This is a genomic window from Lysinibacillus sp. NPDC096418, from assembly GCF_044762775.1.
Lineage (GTDB): Bacteria > Bacillota > Bacilli > Bacillales_A > Planococcaceae > Lysinibacillus.
Genome location: NZ_JBIWEY010000012.1, coordinates 61,292 through 80,987, shown reverse-complemented (window position 1 = coordinate 80,987; position 19,696 = coordinate 61,292). Strand labels below are relative to the sequence as shown.

At 33.3% G+C, this 19,696-nt stretch carries 21 protein-coding genes; 18 read left to right on the top strand and 3 right to left on the bottom strand.

Annotated elements, in window-relative coordinates; translation table 11 throughout:
- Nucleotides 1-1,142 precede the first annotated feature (1,142 nt).
- From ACIQZG_RS11605 to ACIQZG_RS11590, 4 genes are all read left to right on the top strand, one after another.
- A complete protein-coding gene (locus ACIQZG_RS11605) occupies nucleotides 1,143-1,355 on the top strand; it encodes a hypothetical protein (RefSeq protein WP_402755344.1) in 213 nt (70 codons plus the stop codon).
- Between the two features lie 187 nt (nucleotides 1,356-1,542).
- The gene (locus tag ACIQZG_RS11600) at nucleotides 1,543-1,749 is read left to right on the top strand and encodes a transcription initiation factor TFIIIB (RefSeq protein WP_402755343.1); all 207 of its coding nucleotides are present in this window, start codon (nucleotides 1,543-1,545) and stop codon (nucleotides 1,747-1,749) included.
- A 710-nt stretch (nucleotides 1,750-2,459) separates the two neighbouring features.
- A complete protein-coding gene (locus ACIQZG_RS11595) occupies nucleotides 2,460-2,942 on the top strand; it encodes a CcdC protein domain-containing protein (protein WP_402755342.1) in 483 nt (160 codons plus the stop codon).
- Nucleotides 2,943-3,195: 253 nt separating this feature from the next.
- A complete protein-coding gene (locus ACIQZG_RS11590) occupies nucleotides 3,196-3,783 on the top strand; it encodes a hypothetical protein (protein WP_402755341.1) in 588 nt (195 codons plus the stop codon).
- A 274-nt stretch (nucleotides 3,784-4,057) separates the two neighbouring features.
- On the opposite strand, the gene ACIQZG_RS11585 is transcribed toward ACIQZG_RS11590, so the two are convergent.
- Together ACIQZG_RS11585 and ACIQZG_RS11580 are read right to left on the bottom strand one after the other, a co-directional pair.
- A complete protein-coding gene (locus ACIQZG_RS11585) occupies nucleotides 4,058-5,068 on the bottom strand; it encodes an NAD(P)H-dependent flavin oxidoreductase (RefSeq protein ID WP_402755340.1) in 1,011 nt (336 codons plus the stop codon).
- Nucleotides 5,058-6,185: a YbfB/YjiJ family MFS transporter gene (locus ACIQZG_RS11580; RefSeq protein ID WP_402755339.1), complete on the bottom strand. Its 1,128-nt coding sequence runs from the start codon at nucleotides 6,183-6,185 to the stop codon at nucleotides 5,058-5,060. Before ACIQZG_RS11580 ends, ACIQZG_RS11585 begins: the two co-directional genes overlap by 11 nt.
- Nucleotides 6,186-6,283: 98 nt before the next feature.
- Between ACIQZG_RS11580 and ACIQZG_RS11575 the strand changes: the two genes are divergently transcribed.
- The 5 genes from ACIQZG_RS11575 to ACIQZG_RS11555 all read left to right on the top strand — a co-directional run bounded on the left by ACIQZG_RS11575 (nucleotide 6,284) and on the right by ACIQZG_RS11555 (nucleotide 12,554).
- Complete coding sequence (locus ACIQZG_RS11575) at nucleotides 6,284-7,135, top strand: LysR family transcriptional regulator (protein WP_402755338.1); 852 nt, start codon at nucleotides 6,284-6,286, stop codon at nucleotides 7,133-7,135.
- A 462-nt stretch (nucleotides 7,136-7,597) separates the two neighbouring features.
- Nucleotides 7,598-8,089: an RNA polymerase sigma factor gene (locus ACIQZG_RS11570; RefSeq protein WP_402755337.1), complete on the top strand. Its 492-nt coding sequence runs from the start codon at nucleotides 7,598-7,600 to the stop codon at nucleotides 8,087-8,089.
- Nucleotides 8,089-9,867 (top strand): TolB family protein, encoded by a 1,779-nt coding sequence (locus ACIQZG_RS11565; protein WP_402755336.1) that lies wholly within the window; start codon nucleotides 8,089-8,091, stop codon nucleotides 9,865-9,867. Before ACIQZG_RS11570 ends, ACIQZG_RS11565 begins: the two co-directional genes overlap by 1 nt.
- Before the next feature lie 767 nt (nucleotides 9,868-10,634).
- The gene (locus ACIQZG_RS11560; protein ID WP_402755335.1) at nucleotides 10,635-11,351 is read left to right on the top strand and encodes a hypothetical protein; all 717 of its coding nucleotides are present in this window, start codon (nucleotides 10,635-10,637) and stop codon (nucleotides 11,349-11,351) included.
- Nucleotides 11,352-11,846: 495 nt separating this feature from the next.
- On the top strand, nucleotides 11,847-12,554 hold the full coding sequence (locus ACIQZG_RS11555; RefSeq protein WP_402755334.1) for a DNA alkylation repair protein: 708 nt from the start codon (nucleotides 11,847-11,849) through the stop codon (nucleotides 12,552-12,554).
- 193 nt (nucleotides 12,555-12,747) lie between these two features.
- On the opposite strand, the gene ACIQZG_RS11550 is transcribed toward ACIQZG_RS11555, so the two are convergent.
- Nucleotides 12,748-12,942, bottom strand: a complete 195-nt coding sequence (locus ACIQZG_RS11550; RefSeq protein ID WP_402755333.1) for a hypothetical protein — start codon at nucleotides 12,940-12,942, stop codon at nucleotides 12,748-12,750.
- Nucleotides 12,943-13,310: 368 nt separating this feature from the next.
- Here ACIQZG_RS11550 and ACIQZG_RS11545 point away from each other — a divergent pair, with 368 nt between their 5' ends.
- From ACIQZG_RS11545 to ACIQZG_RS11505, 9 genes are all read left to right on the top strand, one after another.
- Entirely contained in the window at nucleotides 13,311-13,586 is a 276-nt protein-coding gene (locus tag ACIQZG_RS11545) for a hypothetical protein (protein ID WP_402755332.1), read from the top strand.
- A 177-nt stretch (nucleotides 13,587-13,763) separates the two neighbouring features.
- Nucleotides 13,764-14,369 (top strand): hypothetical protein, encoded by a 606-nt coding sequence (locus ACIQZG_RS11540; protein WP_402755331.1) that lies wholly within the window; start codon nucleotides 13,764-13,766, stop codon nucleotides 14,367-14,369.
- A 14-nt stretch (nucleotides 14,370-14,383) separates the two neighbouring features.
- Nucleotides 14,384-15,013: a DUF3885 domain-containing protein gene (locus tag ACIQZG_RS11535; RefSeq protein WP_402755330.1), complete on the top strand. Its 630-nt coding sequence runs from the start codon at nucleotides 14,384-14,386 to the stop codon at nucleotides 15,011-15,013.
- 69 nt (nucleotides 15,014-15,082) lie between these two features.
- Nucleotides 15,083-15,313, top strand: coding sequence for a DUF3953 domain-containing protein (locus ACIQZG_RS11530; RefSeq protein ID WP_402755329.1), 231 nt, complete (start codon nucleotides 15,083-15,085; stop codon nucleotides 15,311-15,313).
- Nucleotides 15,314-15,743: 430 nt separating this feature from the next.
- Nucleotides 15,744-16,271 carry an RNA polymerase sigma factor gene (locus ACIQZG_RS11525; RefSeq protein ID WP_402755328.1) on the top strand — a complete coding sequence of 176 codons (528 nt, stop codon included), beginning with the start codon at nucleotides 15,744-15,746 and terminating at the stop codon, nucleotides 16,269-16,271.
- Nucleotides 16,272-17,042 carry a hypothetical protein gene (locus ACIQZG_RS11520; protein WP_402755327.1) on the top strand — a complete coding sequence of 257 codons (771 nt, stop codon included), beginning with the start codon at nucleotides 16,272-16,274 and terminating at the stop codon, nucleotides 17,040-17,042.
- A complete protein-coding gene (locus ACIQZG_RS11515) occupies nucleotides 17,029-17,859 on the top strand; it encodes a hypothetical protein (RefSeq protein ID WP_402755326.1) in 831 nt (276 codons plus the stop codon). The genes ACIQZG_RS11520 and ACIQZG_RS11515 overlap by 14 nt, the downstream gene beginning before the upstream one ends.
- The gene (locus ACIQZG_RS11510; RefSeq protein ID WP_402755325.1) at nucleotides 17,849-18,571 is read left to right on the top strand and encodes a hypothetical protein; all 723 of its coding nucleotides are present in this window, start codon (nucleotides 17,849-17,851) and stop codon (nucleotides 18,569-18,571) included. Before ACIQZG_RS11515 ends, ACIQZG_RS11510 begins: the two co-directional genes overlap by 11 nt.
- Entirely contained in the window at nucleotides 18,568-19,452 is an 885-nt protein-coding gene (locus ACIQZG_RS11505; RefSeq protein ID WP_402755324.1) for an ABC transporter ATP-binding protein, read from the top strand. The genes ACIQZG_RS11510 and ACIQZG_RS11505 overlap by 4 nt, the downstream gene beginning before the upstream one ends.
- Nucleotides 19,453-19,696: the final 244 nt, after the last annotated feature.

Below are 19,696 nucleotides of genomic sequence, written 5' to 3'. Positions count from 1 at the left end.
CCGAATGGGTTTTATTTTTTTATGTACTTCTCTGTGTTTTCGTTTTCAATATGATTAATTTCTCTAACATTATTTATACTGATATGTCTTGGGAAGAGCCGATTACCTTAACATCATCCTTCATAAAGTCCTCACTAATCATAGTAGGAATGGGTTTTGTGTGTTCTTTTTATATAAGATATTTAACTGGTAATAGAGCCTATAAAAGATTCAAGGAAGTCATTTGGGGGATTTTATTCGGCTTAAATTCGTTAAGCTGTGTGATTTGTTTAAGTGTTGTCTATAGGTTTGATTTGAGTAATGATGATGGGATTTTACTACTCATAGTTACTCTAGTTAGTATCTCTCTGACGATGCAAATTATTATGAAATACAATTATGAAATGAACTCAAAGTTAAGTGGCTGATTGTGCTAACGGAGTGATTTAGTGCAACAAGGATTTATAAAGTGCATAAAACAAATATAATAAACGTTCCCAAATGGAAGTTTGTTGTTCTATTCATATACACCTTCTTATGCACTATCGTTTGAACTTAGATACAACAAGATTTTAAACGCTGTTCAAAAGAAACTGCACTGGCTCAAGTCTTGAATAGAATCTTGCATACGTTGCTCATTTCTTAACGTTGTAAATCCGCACTTTTCTGACGGGACCCTATTGAGATTGTGAAAGAATATACTTAAAGTAACGATGCAGTTTAGTTTAAGAAGAACTTTGGTTTTGTAAAGGCATGTTTTTAGTTAAATCTATTTTTATCCAGATGATTGGTTATATGCTTTTTGTTAGAATTATTTATGTAATAAACAAGGAGTAGACTAACAAATTTGATTGCAATAATAATGATGTCATTGATGATATTGGTTGGATTTCTATTAATGTATTCTGCAATATACTCAAAAAATAAAGATATAGAAATGCTATTTATAATGGGTGCGACAGATTTAATCCTGGTAGTAGTTAATTTAGTATTCAATCTTTCTTCGATAAGGTTTAAAAGAATATTACTATTTTTATTTGGGTTATTTTGGTCAGGTTTATTCATATTTCTCTTTATTACCGGGAGATATTAGAATATAAAAACTAACTAATGCAGTTTCACAAAGAGTTTTAAAGAGGATATTTAAAATGAGGTGTATAAATATGGATACCGTTTTTATTGGTATTTGGGCTGGTTTAACTATTCCTATTCTTTTATCGCTTATTTTTGGATTACTGGAACCGATTGTTACGCTTGATCATACTGGAATAAGTATGTTATTTATCGCTTTACTAATAGCCATTTTGGACGTTTACATTTGTATTAAGTTATTAAACAAATTCCAATTATGGCTAGAAAAGCGAAAAAGATATTGATAAATTGGCTTATTAAACAATGGGGGGGCTTTACTTGAAGACCATTGAGCGCTTGGACAGCTCTTTTTTCTTATTGTATTAACGGGGGAGTTTAGTTGAACAAGATGTAAGCAAATTATTGTTCATTCATAATTACATAAGGAACATCGTAATAATATTTATATAAAACCAAAGTGGAGGTTTACAAATGAAACATACTACGAAAGTAACAGAATGCCCTAAATGTCGTGGAAATGAATTTGGAAAAGGTCATCAACATAGTAGTTATTCAGTTATGTATCCATCTAATAAGTTAAGCTTTGGGTATGATGTTGAATATATTATTTGTACTGAATGTGGACTAATAATTGAAAGTTATGTAGAAAAACCAGAGAAATTTAAGGGGACACTTTAGATGTTCTTCAAGGAACGGGGGCTTTACTTCAATAAGGAGTAGAGCCTTTTTCTACTTAAACAAAAGGAACAGGTTAATGAAATAAGGCTACTCATTATATTACAAAATGCTACAATTATTTGTAGGGGTGAAATAGTAAATAGTGAGTTATTAGGAGATAGAGGATGAAAATCAGGAAAAAGAAAGAGAAAAAGAATGGTCAGGGCGGCCTTTTTAAAGACATGCTTATTGAAATTCGAGATTCAATCTTATTTGAAATAGTTTGGAACATCTTAATGTTTATACCAAGAATGGTAATTCGTTTAATCAAGAATATATTATAACTAGTCTAAATGAGTGCGATACTTTAAAGGTATCGCCTTTTTTGATTTGCTTAACAAAGCAGATTGTGAAGTACAGTACTTTAAGTAACCAGCCTAATCATGTGTTAACAAGTAGAGGGTGAACAAGTTAGTTGTCGGGATCGAGTCCCACAGGTGCTTCCGTTCTACCCCGGCTACTATCAATCTATAAATTGAATAAAAAATAGTCAACCAGATTTCTCTGGCTGACCTTATAATACGAACAGGGTGCTTTACTTCAAGTATGGAGTAGAGCCTTTTTTCTACTTAAATTAACGGAGAAGGTTGGTTGTATAAGGAAAAACGTTGTTTTTGTAGAAATTTATGGAATAATAGATATATATATAAATATAATTCAGGGAGGTTTTTATGCAAACTGCAATACCAGCTACTTCTATGTTTCTAATTATTGGATTGATCATTTTAGTTCGTAGAATCCGTTCTATGTACAAACCAATCAAAGGCAGAGGAGTTCGAATAATTCTTCCACTTCTATTTTTAACACCAGGATTTTCATTTTTTCTAAACGCTTCTGGGCACGTTACATACCTTCAATTATCTATAGCAATTTTTTTAGGAGTGGGTTTATCTATTCCACTTATTTTATGGTCAGATTATGAAATACGAAATGATGGTTTTATTTATGCTAAGAAAAGTCCTGCGTTTATAATTACTTTCGCCATTATAATTGCTTTACGTTTTTATTTTCGACAACATATTTCTACTATCGAACAAGGTACACTCAATATGCTAATTTTCTTGCTTGTTATTTGTTATTTAATTCCTTGGAGAATAGCTTGCTATATAAAGTATAAAAAGGTTCTTAAACTAAAAAATACAGTCAGTTTGTAGAACTTCGTATATCTCTAACACCCTCCAAAATGAAACAAGAAGTATAAGTTTGTGAATAAATGCACTTAAACTGACGGTGCTTTACTTGAAGATCATTGAGTTGCATAGGCAGCTCTTTTTTCTTATGCTGTTTTCTCAAAGATTGTTGTTAAACGAATGAGGGTCCATGTATGTTATATATTGGATTGTAGGAGATGGTGAATGAAATAGTATAATTAAGCGTAATTTACTTATTTCGTAAGAGGTGCTTAGCTTGTTTAGAAAGAAAATAATGGTTGGAAATTCGATAGATACTTTCCTGGCAATTACCGAACACTTAAAGAGAAGTAAAGTTCCGTTTAATATAGGAATCAAAGATATTTTAAAGCGTTCATCTGAAAGATTCCGCTTGAAAAAAAACGATGAAGTATACGAAGTCTTTTATACAGTTGAAGTTCGAAAAAAATATACGGAACAAGCAGAAGCTATCGTTGCACAGTATGTATCCGAAGATGTGAATCAATGGTATAAAATTTCGAAAAAGAAAAGTAGAAAATTAGAATCGAAGGATAGCAGAGCACTTTATTTAAATACATTTTTGTCTTTTATAAACTGCAAAGCGGTAGCGATACTAACTATCGAGGAAGGTGGGAGTAATGGCGCGAACATCGTTTCGTATATTGCTTGTGCAGTCTTATTGATGACCGGTGTATTTATAACAGCAAAATATTACATAGAGATGCAAAAAGAATCGGGCATTTGGAAACTACTCGATAAGGTGTTGATGATTCTCGGTATTTATATGATATTTTATGCCGCTTATTCTTTTATATCAGTACTTGAACTTAATTATTTCTTTTAGATATAGCGCTTGTTCCAGTGTCTTAAATAAGGCTTTTTGATTTACTTACATTGATATTTTTCAAGGCCACATTAGAGTAAGAGCATGTTTTGAAAAAAATCAAAACATGCTAAAGATATTTGTTCTCACATAAAGATTACTATCATTACTTTAATCACAAAGTTCCATTCTTCGGACCGTTTGCTTGAAAAATATCAAAATATACTTTCATTTTTTACGATTTTATTAGGCACTCTTTAATATCACTCCACCATATTATGTGTGATGTATATGCTTATAAATTCGCTTCTTTTACTAGTTTTTCTAGCAAGTCCTTCACTGGTAATGGCTGTATCATCTTAAATCCTGTGCCTGCCCATAGAGACATAGCTTGTGGATTTTCATTTTTTATTGCCTCTTGCCGAATCGGCTGCGTCATATAATGTAAAGCTGGATATGCTTTCGGTGCTTGTTGTTTATATTTTTTCATAAAGTCATTCGATAAACCTCTTGCTAGCCTCCCTGTAAATGTTCTTGTCAATTCTGTTTCTGTAAAATGACCTTCTATTAACACTTGCTTGTATACTTTATTCGTGCCACTTTCATCACAACAAATAAAAGCAGTCCCTAATTGAACAGCACTTGCTCCAGCAATCAATAGCATTTTTATTTGTTGCCCCGTCATAATACCGCCAGCTGCAATAATCGGCATATTTACAGCATTTTTAACTTTTATAATTAATTCGTGCAAAGGTTCATAATTTACCGAATCTGTATTTTGAAATGTTCCTCGATGTCCACCTGCATTTATACCTTGTACGCAAATGGCATTTGCCGCTCTTTCATATGCAATTTTTGCTTCTTCTGTATTTGTAACGGTCACAATAATTTGACAGCCTATTTTTTGTAATCGTTTGATAATCTGCTTTTCTGGACAGCCAAAAGTGAAGCTCACAAAAGGTGCTTTATATTTTTCTACTAAATCCAGCTTTTGAAACCATTCATCGTCTGACCATTTTGGCGCAGGTAATGTCATTGGAAAATCCTTTTCTAATTGGTTTTTATATGTTTGTAGTGCTACCTCATCGTACATTTCATTTGAAGGTACAAATAGATTTACCCCAAATAAAACATTTGCCTCAATACATGCTTTTATCTCAGTTTCTAATACATCTGATGTTTTATATCCTGCAGCAAGAAAACCGAGTCCTCCATTTTTAGAAACCGCGATTGCTAATTTAGCAGTGGATACTCCACCTGCCATTGGAGCTTGAATAATAGGATAACGTAATCCGCTAAATATCATATATCATCTTCCTTTCTTTAAATAAGTAAACCATTACAATGCTACTTGCCAGAACGATACAACTTGCAGCGAAAACGAATGCTGCACTAAAATGCAGTTGGTCGAGAAGCTTTCCCGCAATCATAGGCCCAAGCATTTGTCCAAGCCCATATACGGCTGTTAGTCGGCTGAGTGATTGCACATCGTGTTCCCTTCCAATTGCATTTGCTAATGTTGTAATGCCCATAAAGGTTAATCCAAATAAGATCGCACTAATTAAAAACCCCACTTTGGTAGCTATTAACGCTGGAATGACAATTCCAAATGCCTGTACGAATAATGCAATCGCTAAAATATGCTTATAGCGATATTTTTCAGCCAAACGAACCCAAACCCAGCAGGATGGTATGGCAACTATCCCTACAATGAGCCAAATAATCGTTGCATCCCATTGTAAAGTTGGTATTTCTTGTGCAATTGCTACTATAAATGTACCTGTGATAATGTAACCTAAGCCCTCTAGACCATAGGCAAAGATGAGCCAATGAATAGGTTTTTTTAGAGTGGGGGATTTTGTTGTTTTAATTTCTTCCTCTGAAGAATGCTGCATTAAAAGGATGCCAAGTACGCTTAGTACAGCACTTACATATCCAAGCATCTTCCAAATACTTCTCCAAATAAATAAATCTGAAAAAAACATTAAAATGAGACTTGATATCACGATTCCCAACCCTACGCCACTATATAAAATACCTGACCACCAGCTTTTTTGTAGACGTGTAATATAGCTTAGAACAATTTGGGAACATAAAATAAATATGAATGCGCTCGAAATCCCTGATAAAAAACGAATAACACAGAACAGAAGGAATTCATTACAAAATTCCATCATAAAAGTTGTTAACACATTAATGAAAAGGGCTAATATCAATATTTCTTTTTTTCTACTTATAACTAGAAAGCTTAATAATAATGCCCCAACAAAGTAGCCAAAATAATTGCTCATCGCGATTATTACAGCTTCACTACTTGACCACCCTGAAGATTGTTGCATGAATGATAGCATTGGTGTATAAGCAAAACGTCCAATACCCATAGCGACAGCAAGTAGAAGAATGCCCCCACAAACCACTTTCATAATTCCACCCCTGTTTCATCGTATCAACTTTTAGCTATTAAATATAATTCGGATTTTATATACTTGATATTAATAAAGTTGATAGCAGAGGTGAGAGGATGGATATTGAGGCACTAAAAGCATTTCGGTTCGTTGTAGAATTAGGGAGTATTTCAGTGGCTGCGGAAAGGCTAAATTATTCGCAATCAAACATTACGATGAAAATCCATAAGTTAGAGGAGCAATTACAAACAAAGCTCCTTTATCGCCATAATAGGGGATGTAGTGTCACGCCGAAAGGGGAAGAATTGTACCATTATGCAATACAAATATTTAAGACGATGGAGCTAGCAGAAAATGCAATGCAAGATGAAGAAAATCCCACTGGTTCACTTCTAATAGGATCGATGGAAACGACAGCAGCCATTCATTTACCTTCTATTCTATCGAATTACTGTACAATGTATCCAAATGTTACATTAAATTTGAAAACGAATCCAACTGCGATATTACTTGATAAAGTGTTAAATTATGAGCTTGACGGAGCCTTTATATCAGGTCCCATTCAGCATAGCTTGTTACAAAGTAAAACAGTATTTGTTGAAGAAATGGTTTTAATTTATCCAGGTCATACAAAGGATATTTCTATAGAAAGTACGAATATTTTAGTTTTTCGCGCTGGTTGTTCGTATCGTTTCCAGCTAGAAAAATATTTACGGCATCAAAAGATTAAATCCTATCGCATAATGGAACTGGGCTCTTTAGAAGCTATTTTAGGTTGTGTAGCAGCAGGTTTAGGCATCACTTTATTACCCAGATCTGTTTATGAACGCTATGTCCGTTACTATCAGTTACAATGTGTAGCTTTACCAAAAGAATTTTTGTTTATTGAAACACAATTTATTTCGCATTTAGATAATCCTTCTATATCATTACTGCATTTCGAAAAAATGATAATAAACAAAATGTAAAATACTGTCATAGAGACCGGTTGAAATGCTAATAACTACTAGTTATTTTTCTGGTTTAATACAAGGGCAATTTGGCCAGTAGAACCTACTGATGCTCCACGAACAATGTCTTGATTTCTAACGCTTTTAAATTTTGCGTTTGGCCAGTCAGTATTACTCCTGAAATCCCCACTTCATCCCTTTTCTTATTCAAATTCAAAGAATCCTGGATTGTTTCGAGATTACCATTAGTCCTATTTCTAGCGTATTGATAAAGCCTATAGTATGCCTTTTTCGGCGAGACCAAATATTGATAAGAGTTATACCGATTTTTTCAAAGATAACTTAATGTAGCGAGAAACATTATCGCCTTTTGGTTAATTAGCCTGACTTAGCTATAAAAAAATTTTTGTGGAATGTTACGTTTTAAGAAATGAATCGTTTATTCAACTGGATAGATTAAATGGAGGAAGTGGGTTTGATGTGAAATTTATTGATTTGTATGATGCTTATTTTGATGACATTTATAGGTATGTGTATGTGAAGACAAGTAATAAATGGGATACGGAAGATTTGGTTAGTGACGTGTTTCGGAAGGCGTTTGAGAAGTTTTCTATGTTGGAAGGGCATCCGAATGATAAGGCTTGGCTGTTTACCATCGCAAGAAATACAGTCATTGATTACTATCGGAAAAACAAGAGTGTTTTAATGGGAGATGAATTCGAACAGTATTTGAGTCCTCTTCAATTTGAAGATCCGTTTGATGGTACAACGGAGAAGGAATGTTTACAGAAAAGCTTAGGATATTTATCAGACGAAGATTTAGAAATTACGGAGTTGCGATATTTTGCGGAATTGAAATTTAAAGATATGGCGATCGTTTTGAAAAAAGAGGAAGGGTCTCTTCGTGTGAAGTCAAATCGTATTACGAAAAAGTTAGGTGTTTTAGTGAGGAAATGTTTGGGGGGATTATGATGGAGGACGAAAAAATAACGAAAACACTGTACGAATTAAGAAATGAGATTGAAGTTAACACTGATTTGAAAAAACAATTGCGTAAAACATTTGTGAAGAAAAGTAGGAAGAGGAAATGGAAAAATGCTTGGATTCCTTTACTTACGGCCGCTATCTTATTTTTAGCTTTTTTATTGTCGAATGAACAAATGCCACACGTGAAGGCAAGTTCGTTAAAGATTGCGAATTCAATTTCGTTTCTCGATATTGGGAGCGGGGAGATAACCGCCTATACATATCATGATGGACGTTTGTATCTTTCATTAGAGGGCAGAGGTATTTTTGTTTATGAGAATGAATTTAAACAAGTTTTAAATGATGCTCCGAATAGTTTTAGCCGTTCGTCTAAGGAGGAGAAGCTACTTTTTACGAATAATGGAGATGTGTTTTTGTTTGATGTGAAAACTACGAAGTCGGAAAAATTGCTAGATGGAACTTCAGATTCTAGTTATATTTATCCAGAATGGAAGGATCAGAATCATATCTATTTAACAAAAGTAACGGATAAGGAAAAACAAATTGTAGAAGTGAATATGCAAACAAAGGAAGAGAGCATCATTGCAAGTGGAGAAATGGCCTCTTTTGTTGAGAAGGAACAAAAACTTGTCTTCGAGCGCCATGGTGAAATTATTATTTACAACGTAAAGAGTGGAAAAGAAACCATTGTGGATCGTGGTAAGAACCCATCTGTTACAAACGATGGCAATTACATTTCGTATGTGAAAGAGCGTTCAGGATTTGAAGATGTATGGATTACGGATATGGATTTGGAGACAAAAAACAAGGTTACGACAAATCCGCCTCCACGCTATGAGCCTTCGGTTAAAGGGATGTATCGTTATCAGCTTCCCATTTGGGGTAATGATGAACGTACATTATATGTTATGAAAAATAGAAACGATGGTGAAAACGAACCTGCTAAGATTATGAAAATCGAATTGAGTGAACAATCGAGTACGGAGATTGAAACGGTGAAAAGTTATTTACAAGCTTTGATTGTGCGAGACGATGACTTTGCAAAAAGCTTACTTAAAGATCCTCCAGAATTTTTAACGTATTCGAATCCTAAACAAATCGGTTTCCATATACTGGAGACGACAAACAATGAACAGTCTACTTCAGTAAAAGCTGAAGTCTATTGGACAGACATAGCTCTTGCTTATTACAAAGTGTCCACGTATGAACTTACCCTTATGAAGGAAAATGAGCGATATGTGATTGAAACAGTGAAAGAGCTAAATACCACAGAACTTTTGGCAAATGAACAGAACGAAATTGAAATGGTGAAGGATGGCAAGGGGGAGGCACTTTTTTCTTTACAAGACATTCCTCAATCTTTAATTCAAGCTGAAGATATTCGTTTTAGTTCCTTGCTCAATACACATGATGAAAAAAACGTTATTTTTAGTTTGCAGGGAATGGATGAAACGAGTGGAGTTACCTTATTTTCTTTCAATCGTGAAACAAAATCCTTCAACTTGTTAGCTACACTTAAAGGAGGCATTATGGAGAAAGTTGCACTGGATGCTACTGGACGCTATTTAACAGCAGACTATTTAACAGACGCTTTTGATTCGAAATTGTTCATCTTTGATTTAGAAAAAGGCAAGCAAACAGACTTTACCAACGTCCGTTCTGTATTCTGGAAGGAAGATAAACTCATCCTAGAGGAAGTGGCGGAAACACATTCTATGTACTATCAGTATGATCCACATACAGGAAGTAAAAAGAATTACTAGTAAACTCAACTTTCGCAGAGTGAAATCGATGAATAAGCCTTGATATAACTGAGTAGGCTCTTTATCCAAATTAGAGCCAATTCAAGCGGATACAGCAACACAATATGGTAAAAGTGAAAGGGTACCTTTGATAAAGTTGAAAATGCATTTACTTTAATAGACTTTATCTTATAAATTCCTTGAATTATTGCCTCGTTTTTTAATAAAGACCCATTAAAGTAATACGTTGGTAATGAACTACGGGGGTTTAGTTGAAGATCATTGAGCTGCTTAGACAGCTCTTTTTTTCTTATTGTGCTAACGGGGCAGCATTCCTTTTTGAAGGGTATTTGAGGTTTTGAAAGTAAAGGAGCCCTTTAGTACTATGCATGAGTGTCAACGATCATTGACCCTTCATCAAACAAGCAGGAATTCTTTATGCACTTATCGTTGCAGGTTTATTTAATAAGCAAATTGAAGCTATATATTAATGAGGGGTTAAAATGGCTGAGGAGGTAAGAGAAAGATTAAAAGCTAAAGAACAACGAAAAAATCCTAGTGCTGCTATAAACAATGCATGGGCTTAAGCCCATGCAGGAGCACCTGGCAGTGGGCCATTAGTTAATATTTGTTCAGTTGTGATAAATGTAGTGATTATTTTGTTAGTAAGAGCGTGCTCAAACTAATCTTACTGCAATGACTTATGTTTTGTATTATACTCATGGAGCTATTCGACCATTTTGTAACTTATAGTTAAGATAAGAGTCTAATTACTAGGAGGTGTTGTAATGAAAAATTCTAAAAATATGATATTGATTTTAGTATTTGCCTTATTGTTATCTGCTTGTAGTAGCTTCGCATCTTTAAATGCTTGTCCTCCTAATGCAGAAATTGATTGGGTGGATGTACTGATGATTGATGGTATAACATACGAGCATCATTTACCAGATTTAACGAAAGGAAGCCTTCCTATAAAGTTTGAAAAAGGTAGAGAACTTGGTAAAGTTACATATAAGATGGCTGACAATGCATGTAGTAATCACAAAATGCAAAACGGTGATGCGGCATTTTTAAAAGAGGGAACATTAATTTATGAAATAAAAGGGTATCCATCTTCCCTAATTGTTAGTGCAAATGATGTCGTTTATGTGGCCAACACAAATAAGAAGGCAAAAACGGCAGGAGAACTGTTCCCGATGGATAAGCTGGTGAAGAATATCTACATTGAAAGTACCGAAGATGGAAAGAGATTACACACATTTTCACAGTCTTCTAAAGAAAAGTTCCTTGCTGAATTTTATAAATTAAAATTAGAAGATGTACGGTCATTAAATGATGATAGTAAGTTTGAAGGTACTCGTATATTTTTGGAGATTGAACTTAATAATAGTGTTTCATTTAGGCAACTGTATTGGAGTGATTCAAATACATTTCATAATGGAGCAATTGGAAACGATAAAATAAAGGATGTTATTAACGATGAGGTATCAAATCTGAAAAATTAATGTCAGTACATAAAATGTCGCTTTGCATTCGTCGCAAAACAAAACCAAAATAAAAAACCCGGAATTTACATTCCGGGTTTGATTAGCACTTACAGTTATTCCTCCATGACACACTGCCTCGCTTCCGTAATGGATCTTAGGTTACCCTAAGATTACCGTACTTTAGCATATTCAGTATTGATGGTTCTTCTGAGTTAACGGTCAATCGCACTCATCGGGTTAACCCTCCTAGTCACATAGGATTTGAAGTGAAATCTTTAATAGTATAGACCAATTAATATTTTTTATACGCTTTATTCATTTCCGTTTTTAAAATGGTGACGATTGTTTTTCTTATTGTCTGATCGAAAACATGCATTAAGTGAATACCTGCATAATCCACTACGCTTGGACGGTAAATTTGCTGACAAATGATAGCGTGTTATAGGATAATGGTGAAGTATTTGAAGGACCAAATATTAGTGGCAAACTCCAAAAAGAAGGAAGTGCTAAACGATGGATTTAGAAATGGTTATGCAGGAGCTTGAAGCCCTTGGCAAGGAACGAACTAAAAAAATATATACTTCAAATGGTGCGCGTGAACCGCTTTTCGGCGTGGCTACAGGCGCAATGAAACCGATCGCTAAGAAAATAAAAATAAATCAGCATTTAGCAAATGAGCTTTATGCTACTGGGAACTATGATGCAATGTACTTTGCTGGCATTATTGCGGATCCAAAAGCGATGACTGAGGCAGATTATGACCGTTGGATGGATACGGCGTATTTTTATATGTTGTCCGATTTTGTAGTGGCTGTAACTTTATCAGAGTCAGATATTGCCCAAGAAGTTGCTGATAAATGGATTGCGAGTGGTGAAGAGCTGAGAATGTCAGCGGGCTGGAGTTGTTATTGTTGGCTACTAGGGAATCGAAAGGACAATGAATTTTCAGAAGGTAAGCTTGCCACTATGCTCGACAATGTAAAAAATACGATTCACGATTCGCCAGAACGAACAAAATCATCTATGAATAACTTTATATACACTGTAGGCATTTCATATTTGCCACTTCATGAAAAGGCAGTCGAGACTGCAAAGGCGATAGGGACAGTAGAAATCAAGCGTGACACGAAAAAAAGTAGTTTCCTAAATGCTTATGAAAGTATTCAAAAAGAAGTCGATAGAGGGAAGCTTGGTTTTAAACGGAAGCATGTAAGATGTTAAAGTTAACATCGAGAAGATTGATCTAAAGTTACCCATAGCCATTTTTATTTTTCTTAAAGAGAAAATGACCCTATAAAATTGACGATGAAAAAGTCTACTTTATAGGGTCAATTTTTTAGTTAGAGCATATAATCGGTTCATCTCAAAGAATAATTGTATTATTGAGAGATGGAAGCCCGATTTTCTTAGCTATTTAGACACCCATTTTTCTGCGAGTATTGCTTGTTTTTTTCGTTTGCTGACTTTTCATTTTTTTTGTTGAAAGGTCGGCATTTTGTTTTCCTTTAGGAGCAGAGGACTGCTTCTTTTTGTTTTCAAGCTGCTTCTTTATGGCCTCTTGCAGACTGATTTTCTTTTTTGGTGCTTCAGATTGATTATTCTCGGTCATTTGAAATTTCTCCTTCCTAAATAGGATAATCAGTTCAGTATAATCTATTTTTCCTTATTTGTGAAACATTGCTCTTAAAATAACTAATAATCATCTCGAACAGGTGTAAGTGTTCAATAGAGTTGTCTTATGAAATAGCGCAGCCAATTAGTTGGTATGCGCTTTTTCTACGGCCTCTTCATATCTCCTGCAAGCCTTCTTGTACACTGGTGTAAATTTTTCTGTTTTTTTAAATAGAATAATTGAAAATAAGAGAAATAAACGTCTGATTGCAGAATAAAAATAAATTTGTGAAAATTATGTGAACAAATACGGAAATTTATGTTAAGATGTAATTGTAAGAATAAACTGAAAAAGAGGTGGACTGTATGATGCTTTTAGGACCTTTATTGATTTCTCTTATACCGGTAGTTATGATTTTGGCACTTACTAGGTGGTTTAGAAAAAAGGAATTTCCTTTTTTAATAAAAATGCTTCCAGGCATTGTGTCAATTGTTGTTGCCATTAGTTTATTTTATAGTGGATTTGTTAATGTAAGAGGATTTATAGGTTTAGCTTATGGTATCCTTTCCCTTTCTCTAATAGCAGCTGGCTTTTTAGCTTTATTTATCGGAAAAAACACTAATTTCAAAGGCTATGTTTAAAAAAATACTCAAGCAGAAGAACTAACTAATTCTTCTGCTTTTTTTGGTGCAAATACTTAAAGAAGTCAATTAGATTTTCAAAGAGTATGAACTAATGAGGTAGTAGACAATTAAACAGGGAATAATTGTAACTTTACTTATTTAGAATCGTCTATTAAGTTAAAAGGGGATGATCATTTGAAGAAAATTGGAATGAAAAATAATAAAATTACGATTATCTTGTTTATGACAACCTTTCTTTTCCTTTTTAACTATTCACCAACTACTACTTATGCTTGTTCATGTGTTGGGCCTAATACAGTGGAGGAAGAATTTGAACGAAGTGCAGCTGTTTTCTCTGGGAAAGTTGTTGAAATTGAAGATGAAAAAAGTATGTTCAATCTATCATCTGCTGCCCCTATAGGTGTAAAATTCGAGGTGAAAGAATCTTGGAAGGGGCTAAATCAAAAACAAATGACCGTTTATACGGCAATAAGTACAGATAGTTGTGGCTACGACTTTAATTTAAATACAGCGTATTTAGTATATGCATATGAATCTGATGGTGCATATAATGTCGGTCTTTGCTCAAGAACGACGCCTTTGCTAACAGCAGAAAAAGATATTTCTGAATTAAGAAAAGTTGTAAAACCAATTGAGGAAGTCTCCCATGATATCGGGGATGAAAACCGTATCTCCCTCGTGGATTCTATAAATAAAAATATTATATATATTATTTTGCTAATCTTAGGGTTAATTTTGGCAGGTACATATGGATTAAGACGACATAGAAAAAACAAGTAAGGTGGAAAGAATAGATGCACATCACAAAATTAATGGACGAGCATTATAAAGGATTATCGTTAACACCAGATATTTATCATTCTTTGGATTTTGGAATCCATGTCGAATTAGGCGAAGACATTTATCAGTTTAATGATGATGGAACATTGAATATGAAAATGTTTCATGCAGTATATACGCAGGTAGATGAAATTTTCCCCTTGTTGTTTAGTAAAACGGATGACGTCATAGTTGTAGTGAATTCATATCCAAATGAAACAAATAAAACTGCATATCCAAACTTTTTCCGACGTTATGTAAAGGATCAACGAAGAAAGTACACATTACACTTACACGAGTTTACTTGGATATTTGATGAAGGTGAAATTATTGTCCAGCAAATGGAATTGTTCTGTAAAGTTTCGGATTTAAAATTAGAATTCTTATTAAAAACATTAATACATGAGGATTTTCGTTCTTTAAAACCACAATTAAGAAAAACAAATTGCCTTTATGCACCTGATATTTTCATCGTAAATGTAAGGACCAAATGTATTTTCCATATTTACGATGATAGAGGATGCGAAATAATGAATTCTGATGTGATATTACATAAAGAATTGGTTGATTACTTCAAAGAATGGGAAATTCAAGTGAGGTCTTAAGCAGGTAAACCGAAAAAGATTTTAGAGAGAGGAAAAAAAGAAAAGTGAGTGAAAAAAGTTTGATATTTAATGGTCTTTCAAATAATTTTCGCAATCCAGGTCCTGTTAATAAGCATTTACAGTTTGACCACAGAAAACTTCAACCTGCAACCATTGATGCTCATCTTTATGAGTACAATGCTTCCTATTGTAGGACTGAGAGAAAATAAAAGAGCTCAAAGTATATGGAGCGGAATCATCTATTTGTATTGTTCATTATTCATATTATTCGTGGGAGTTCAAGGTATTATGATTAAGTAGTATAGAAGGAATACTAAAGAGCATTTTGTGTACGGATAATATAGTTGTTTAATAAATAATAAAGTCGTTTGAAAAATAATAAATGTATTAAAAAATGTGAGTTAATTTATTCAACAAACGGGCCAGATTGTGGAGCAACACTTAATAAGGGGGATGGATATTTATGTTAAAATATAAAGTGGATTATGAAATAATATACTTCAAGGAAACGTCAGTTTAGTGTAAGAACTCATTTAACCAAGTTTTTTCTATGGCTATTATGAATAAATTTTTTAAGTAGCATGGGTTATCTAGCCTGTGCTTTTTTTATTGGATAATAAGAATAGAAACTACGTTTTAGCTGCGTTTCTAAATAAATTGTGTAAGAAAAAAATATTTTTAAATCCTTTTCCTTTTACTTTGTGTTTAATAGGTATATGGAGGTTTAGTCATGATAGAGAACGATGCAACACTAATAAAAGCAATTCTGCATGGAGAAGAAGAGGCGATGGAAACACTTGTTCATCGTTATTATGATGAAATATTTTACTATATCTATCGCCTAGGAAGTTCCTATGAAGAAGCGAAAGATATAACGCAAGAAGTGTTTATCGCCATGTTGAAAGCATTACCAACATATCAGGAGCAAGGGGATTTTAAAGCTTGGCTTTATAAAATTGCACATAACCGAGCCATGAATTCCTTTCGGCAAAATAAACAATCAATTTCGTTTTCAGTTGAGCATGAAAACTTAATGATAGGGTCCGATATAGGCGATCAAATTGTAAAACAATCAATGGTAAAAGAATTATTAAATTCGTTGCCTAAAAAGCAAAGGAATACCCTCATTTTGAAATACTTTCATGGATTTACAGCTAAAGAAATTGCAAAAATTACAGGAACGTCCATACCAACTGTTAAATCGAGGCTTCTTCAAGGTTTGCAAAAAATGAAGAAACGTGTGAAGGAGGGAAATTAATTGAAAAAGATTAAAGAAACTGAGGAAAAGTTTAAATCATTCCTTAATACATATACACTACCTGAAATTAAAGAAAATGATAAACAAGAAACGATTGACTTATTAAAAACTTATATGCCTATTCAACAAGAAAGAACGAGTGAATTAATGAAAAAACTCGTTTGGAAAGCATTTATAGAACTATTATCTTATTTTAAAATTCAATTACTTATTATAACTGTTCTGATGTTTTTGATTTATACAATACTTCCTGAAACGATGGAAAGATGGATCTTCTTTGTTTTAACTACACCAGCTCCTTTATTGGGAGTAGGGTGGTATTTAATGAATGCACAAACAGAAGGTATGGTTGAATTAGAGTCCACCTATAAGTATTCCTTTCAGCAGATTCTCTTTTCTAAAATTGTCGTAATTACGGTATGTAGTATAGCTATTTACAGTTGTACATTGCTTTATATTATTTTAATTCATCATGTTGAGCTATCAAAGGCGATCTTTCATATTGCAGTTTTGGGGTTAACACCCATTCTACTACTTTGCCTGACATTATTATCTTTAAGCATTAAATATCGAGATGCGATGTCTTGGACGGTGATTATATTGATTTGGATTTTCTTTGTTTTACTCTCAATATACACACCAATGGGAACGATTCTGCTATCGATGAATTCTTTAATATATATATTGATCAACGTTATGCTGTTAGTGTTATTCATTTATCAATTAGCTAATGTTTGGAGAATGGAGAGATTGCCTAATGAATATCATTAAATTGAGTTTAATGGAAATGAAGAAATTGTTTCAACAACGAGAAATATATATTGCTCTCTTTTTATGTACAGTCATTTACTTAATGGGAATGAAAAGTGTTGGAGAATCCGATAAACCTTATGAATTTTGGAAGGGGTTAATAGAGGCTATTCCTTGGATTGGATTCTGGTTTATTGCTGTATTAATTGTTGTAGGCGTATCCAAATGTTTGTCTTTCGAGCGAGAACAGGAAATGAGTGAATTATTGTTAACGTACAAGAAAGGACACCTAAAATTATTAATTGTGAAACAGATTATTACTTTGATTTATTGTGCATTAATCGTTTTATATTTTTATGTAGTTTCTTTTTTTAGCTTAGGAAATGGCTTTTCTACTTCGGGTATATTCGCTCAAATAAGAGTAAATCCACCTCTTTATTTCGAAGTAAATCCCAACTGGACATTTGCTCAGCTTTTAGTTTATCAGTATGGATATACAGTCCTAGGAAGCTATATCTTCGCATTGTTTATACTATCATTATCATTTTTTATAAAACGAAGTGTTTTCATCATGATGATTGCAGGAAGTATTTTTGCAGCAGGAGAGCTTTATGAAAAATTTATCGCAACATTCATAGGAACTATGAAATTGAGTGAATACCTAGGTGCAATTTATGATTATGGATTTAATGGCATGTTAAGCCATAAATATTTAGGGTTTTTCAAACCATTTTCAGAAAGTGAAGTATACATTTTATTTTTAGTCATTGCTTTATTACTATTCACACTTAATCTTATCATCGGAAGGTGGAGAAGATATGCTTCGATTGGAGATTAAAAAACTCGCAAAAAATAGCTTTAATCTCCCTATTTTGACAGGGATAACTTGTCTATGGGGAATTATTTTATATTTCTCTGTACAAAAGGGATCAGAACAGTTACTAATGACATCTACAACATTTTGGCATGTATTAGGTTCGATAGCTGTTGGATTTATGATTTTATTTGTGAATACAAGATTGTTTATTTTAGATGAAGAAGAAAAAGTGAAAGAAGTTATTTTAACTACTCAAAAAGGAAAAGCAAAGGTTTTTTTGCTAAGGATGATTGCTACTGTTATTTACACCACTTGGACTATTGTTTTGTTTTTACTAGTTCAAATCGTGATGTTTTTAATCTTTAACCGTGTTGAAACCGACTTGGCTATAACATTTATTACAGATTGTTTAGAGAGTTTTCTTTATGTATGGATAGGTAGCGTATTATTTTCGATTTTTACAGCTTGCATTTGCACGATTTTTAAATCACATATGGCAACAGTGATTTTATGTGGAATTTTATTTGGATTGACCTATTTATTGAGAGGTAGTCTCCTTCAACATTATTCGTTTGAATGGTTTTTAGAGAAAGGTTTTTTTTCGTATTTGATAAGGGCGAAAGATATTTTACTTGAATCACAATTAATTATTTTAACAATATGGTATGGAGTTCTAATAGTTTGTATCTTAATGCTGACAATAAAATTGCAATTAAGGAGACATGAAATATGATTCTAAAAATAGAAAATATCACACATCAATACAAAGGCTTCTATGCAATACAAAATATCAATTGTGAATTGTCTCCCGGAATTTATGGCCTATTAGGGCCAAATGGGGCTGGGAAATCGACTTTTTTACGTATACTAGTCAATGTGATTGCTCCAGAAAAAGGTAGAGTTCTTTATAATAATCGAGAGATTACTACTTTAGGTGAACATTACCGTGATAACTTGGGGTATTTACCACAGGAATTTCATGGTTATCGTAATTTTACAGCGGAAGATTTTTTAAAATATGTAGCAAATTTAAAGGGGTTAGACAAACAGATAACCCAAACAAGAGTGCAACAACTTTTAACAATGGTTGGTTTAGTAGATGTAAGAAAGAAAAAGCTAAAAAGTTTCTCAGGAGGAATGAAACGGAGAATAGGAATTGCACAAGCGTTGTTAAATGACCCTGAGATTTTAATATTAGATGAACCAACGGCTGGCTTAGATCCTAGTGAACGGATACGGTTAAGAGGAATACTATCAAAACTTTCAAAGAATAAAATTATTATTCTGTCTACACATATTGTATCGGATATTGAGTATGTGGCAGATGAAGTTCTATTGCTAAAAGGTGGTGAACTTATTGAAAAGGCAACGCCTAATAAGTTATTAAGTCATTTGACTAATCAAGTGTGGCACTTACAAATAGCGGAAGATGAATTAGAACAATATTCAGCAGAATATGCTGTATCGAACGTTCATCAACAAGGGGCTAATATCGAGATGCGTATTATCTCAAAGGAAAAACCAAATGAATCAGCTGTAAATGTAGAGCCAAGAATGGAAGATATCTATGTTTATTATTTCGGAGCACAAGAAAGTAACGTTGTTTTTAATTAATAAAAGACTGAATTCAGTATTGGTTTGAAAAGAGTTTATGAAGAATAGTACTTAAAGTAAAAAAGGACATTAGTAAAATAACTAAGGTGTCATTTTGCCTTGGTCACTATTCAGCAATCGGGTGCGTTTGTTTAATAAGCTTCGCTGTTCTTCTTAAACTAACAGGGACTTTAGTTGAATAAAGGGACTTAAAATACTCAATCTTTTTTATAAAAACAGTTCTTAAGAATAAAAGAAAGTTATC

What these genes read in the sequence shown, in the direction of transcription:
- ACIQZG_RS11530 (WP_402755329.1), top strand. Translation starts at nt 15,083, where the DNA reads ATGGTCTTTCAAATAATTTTCGCAATCCAGGTCCTGTTAATAAGCATT.
- ACIQZG_RS11545 (WP_402755332.1), top strand. Translation starts at nt 13,311, where the DNA reads ATGATGCTTTTAGGACCTTTATTGATTTCTCTTATACCGGTAGTTATG.
- ACIQZG_RS11580 (WP_402755339.1), bottom strand. Translation starts at nt 6,185, where the DNA reads ATGAAAGTGGTTTGTGGGGGCATTCTTCTACTTGCTGTCGCTATGGGT.
- ACIQZG_RS11595 (WP_402755342.1), top strand. Translation starts at nt 2,460, where the DNA reads ATGCAAACTGCAATACCAGCTACTTCTATGTTTCTAATTATTGGATTG.
- ACIQZG_RS11550 (WP_402755333.1), bottom strand. Translation starts at nt 12,942, where the DNA reads ATGACCGAGAATAATCAATCTGAAGCACCAAAAAAGAAAATCAGTCTG.
- ACIQZG_RS11555 (WP_402755334.1), top strand. Translation starts at nt 11,847, where the DNA reads ATGGATTTAGAAATGGTTATGCAGGAGCTTGAAGCCCTTGGCAAGGAA.
- ACIQZG_RS11505 (WP_402755324.1), top strand. Translation starts at nt 18,568, where the DNA reads ATGATTCTAAAAATAGAAAATATCACACATCAATACAAAGGCTTCTAT.
- ACIQZG_RS11565 (WP_402755336.1), top strand. Translation starts at nt 8,089, where the DNA reads ATGGAGGACGAAAAAATAACGAAAACACTGTACGAATTAAGAAATGAG.
- ACIQZG_RS11600 (WP_402755343.1), top strand. Translation starts at nt 1,543, where the DNA reads ATGAAACATACTACGAAAGTAACAGAATGCCCTAAATGTCGTGGAAAT.
- ACIQZG_RS11560 (WP_402755335.1), top strand. Translation starts at nt 10,635, where the DNA reads ATGAAAAATTCTAAAAATATGATATTGATTTTAGTATTTGCCTTATTG.
- ACIQZG_RS11515 (WP_402755326.1), top strand. Translation starts at nt 17,029, where the DNA reads ATGAATATCATTAAATTGAGTTTAATGGAAATGAAGAAATTGTTTCAA.
- ACIQZG_RS11585 (WP_402755340.1), bottom strand. Translation starts at nt 5,068, where the DNA reads ATGATATTTAGCGGATTACGTTATCCTATTATTCAAGCTCCAATGGCA.
- ACIQZG_RS11535 (WP_402755330.1), top strand. Translation starts at nt 14,384, where the DNA reads ATGCACATCACAAAATTAATGGACGAGCATTATAAAGGATTATCGTTA.
- ACIQZG_RS11525 (WP_402755328.1), top strand. Translation starts at nt 15,744, where the DNA reads ATGATAGAGAACGATGCAACACTAATAAAAGCAATTCTGCATGGAGAA.
- ACIQZG_RS11575 (WP_402755338.1), top strand. Translation starts at nt 6,284, where the DNA reads ATGGATATTGAGGCACTAAAAGCATTTCGGTTCGTTGTAGAATTAGGG.
- ACIQZG_RS11605 (WP_402755344.1), top strand. Translation starts at nt 1,143, where the DNA reads ATGGATACCGTTTTTATTGGTATTTGGGCTGGTTTAACTATTCCTATT.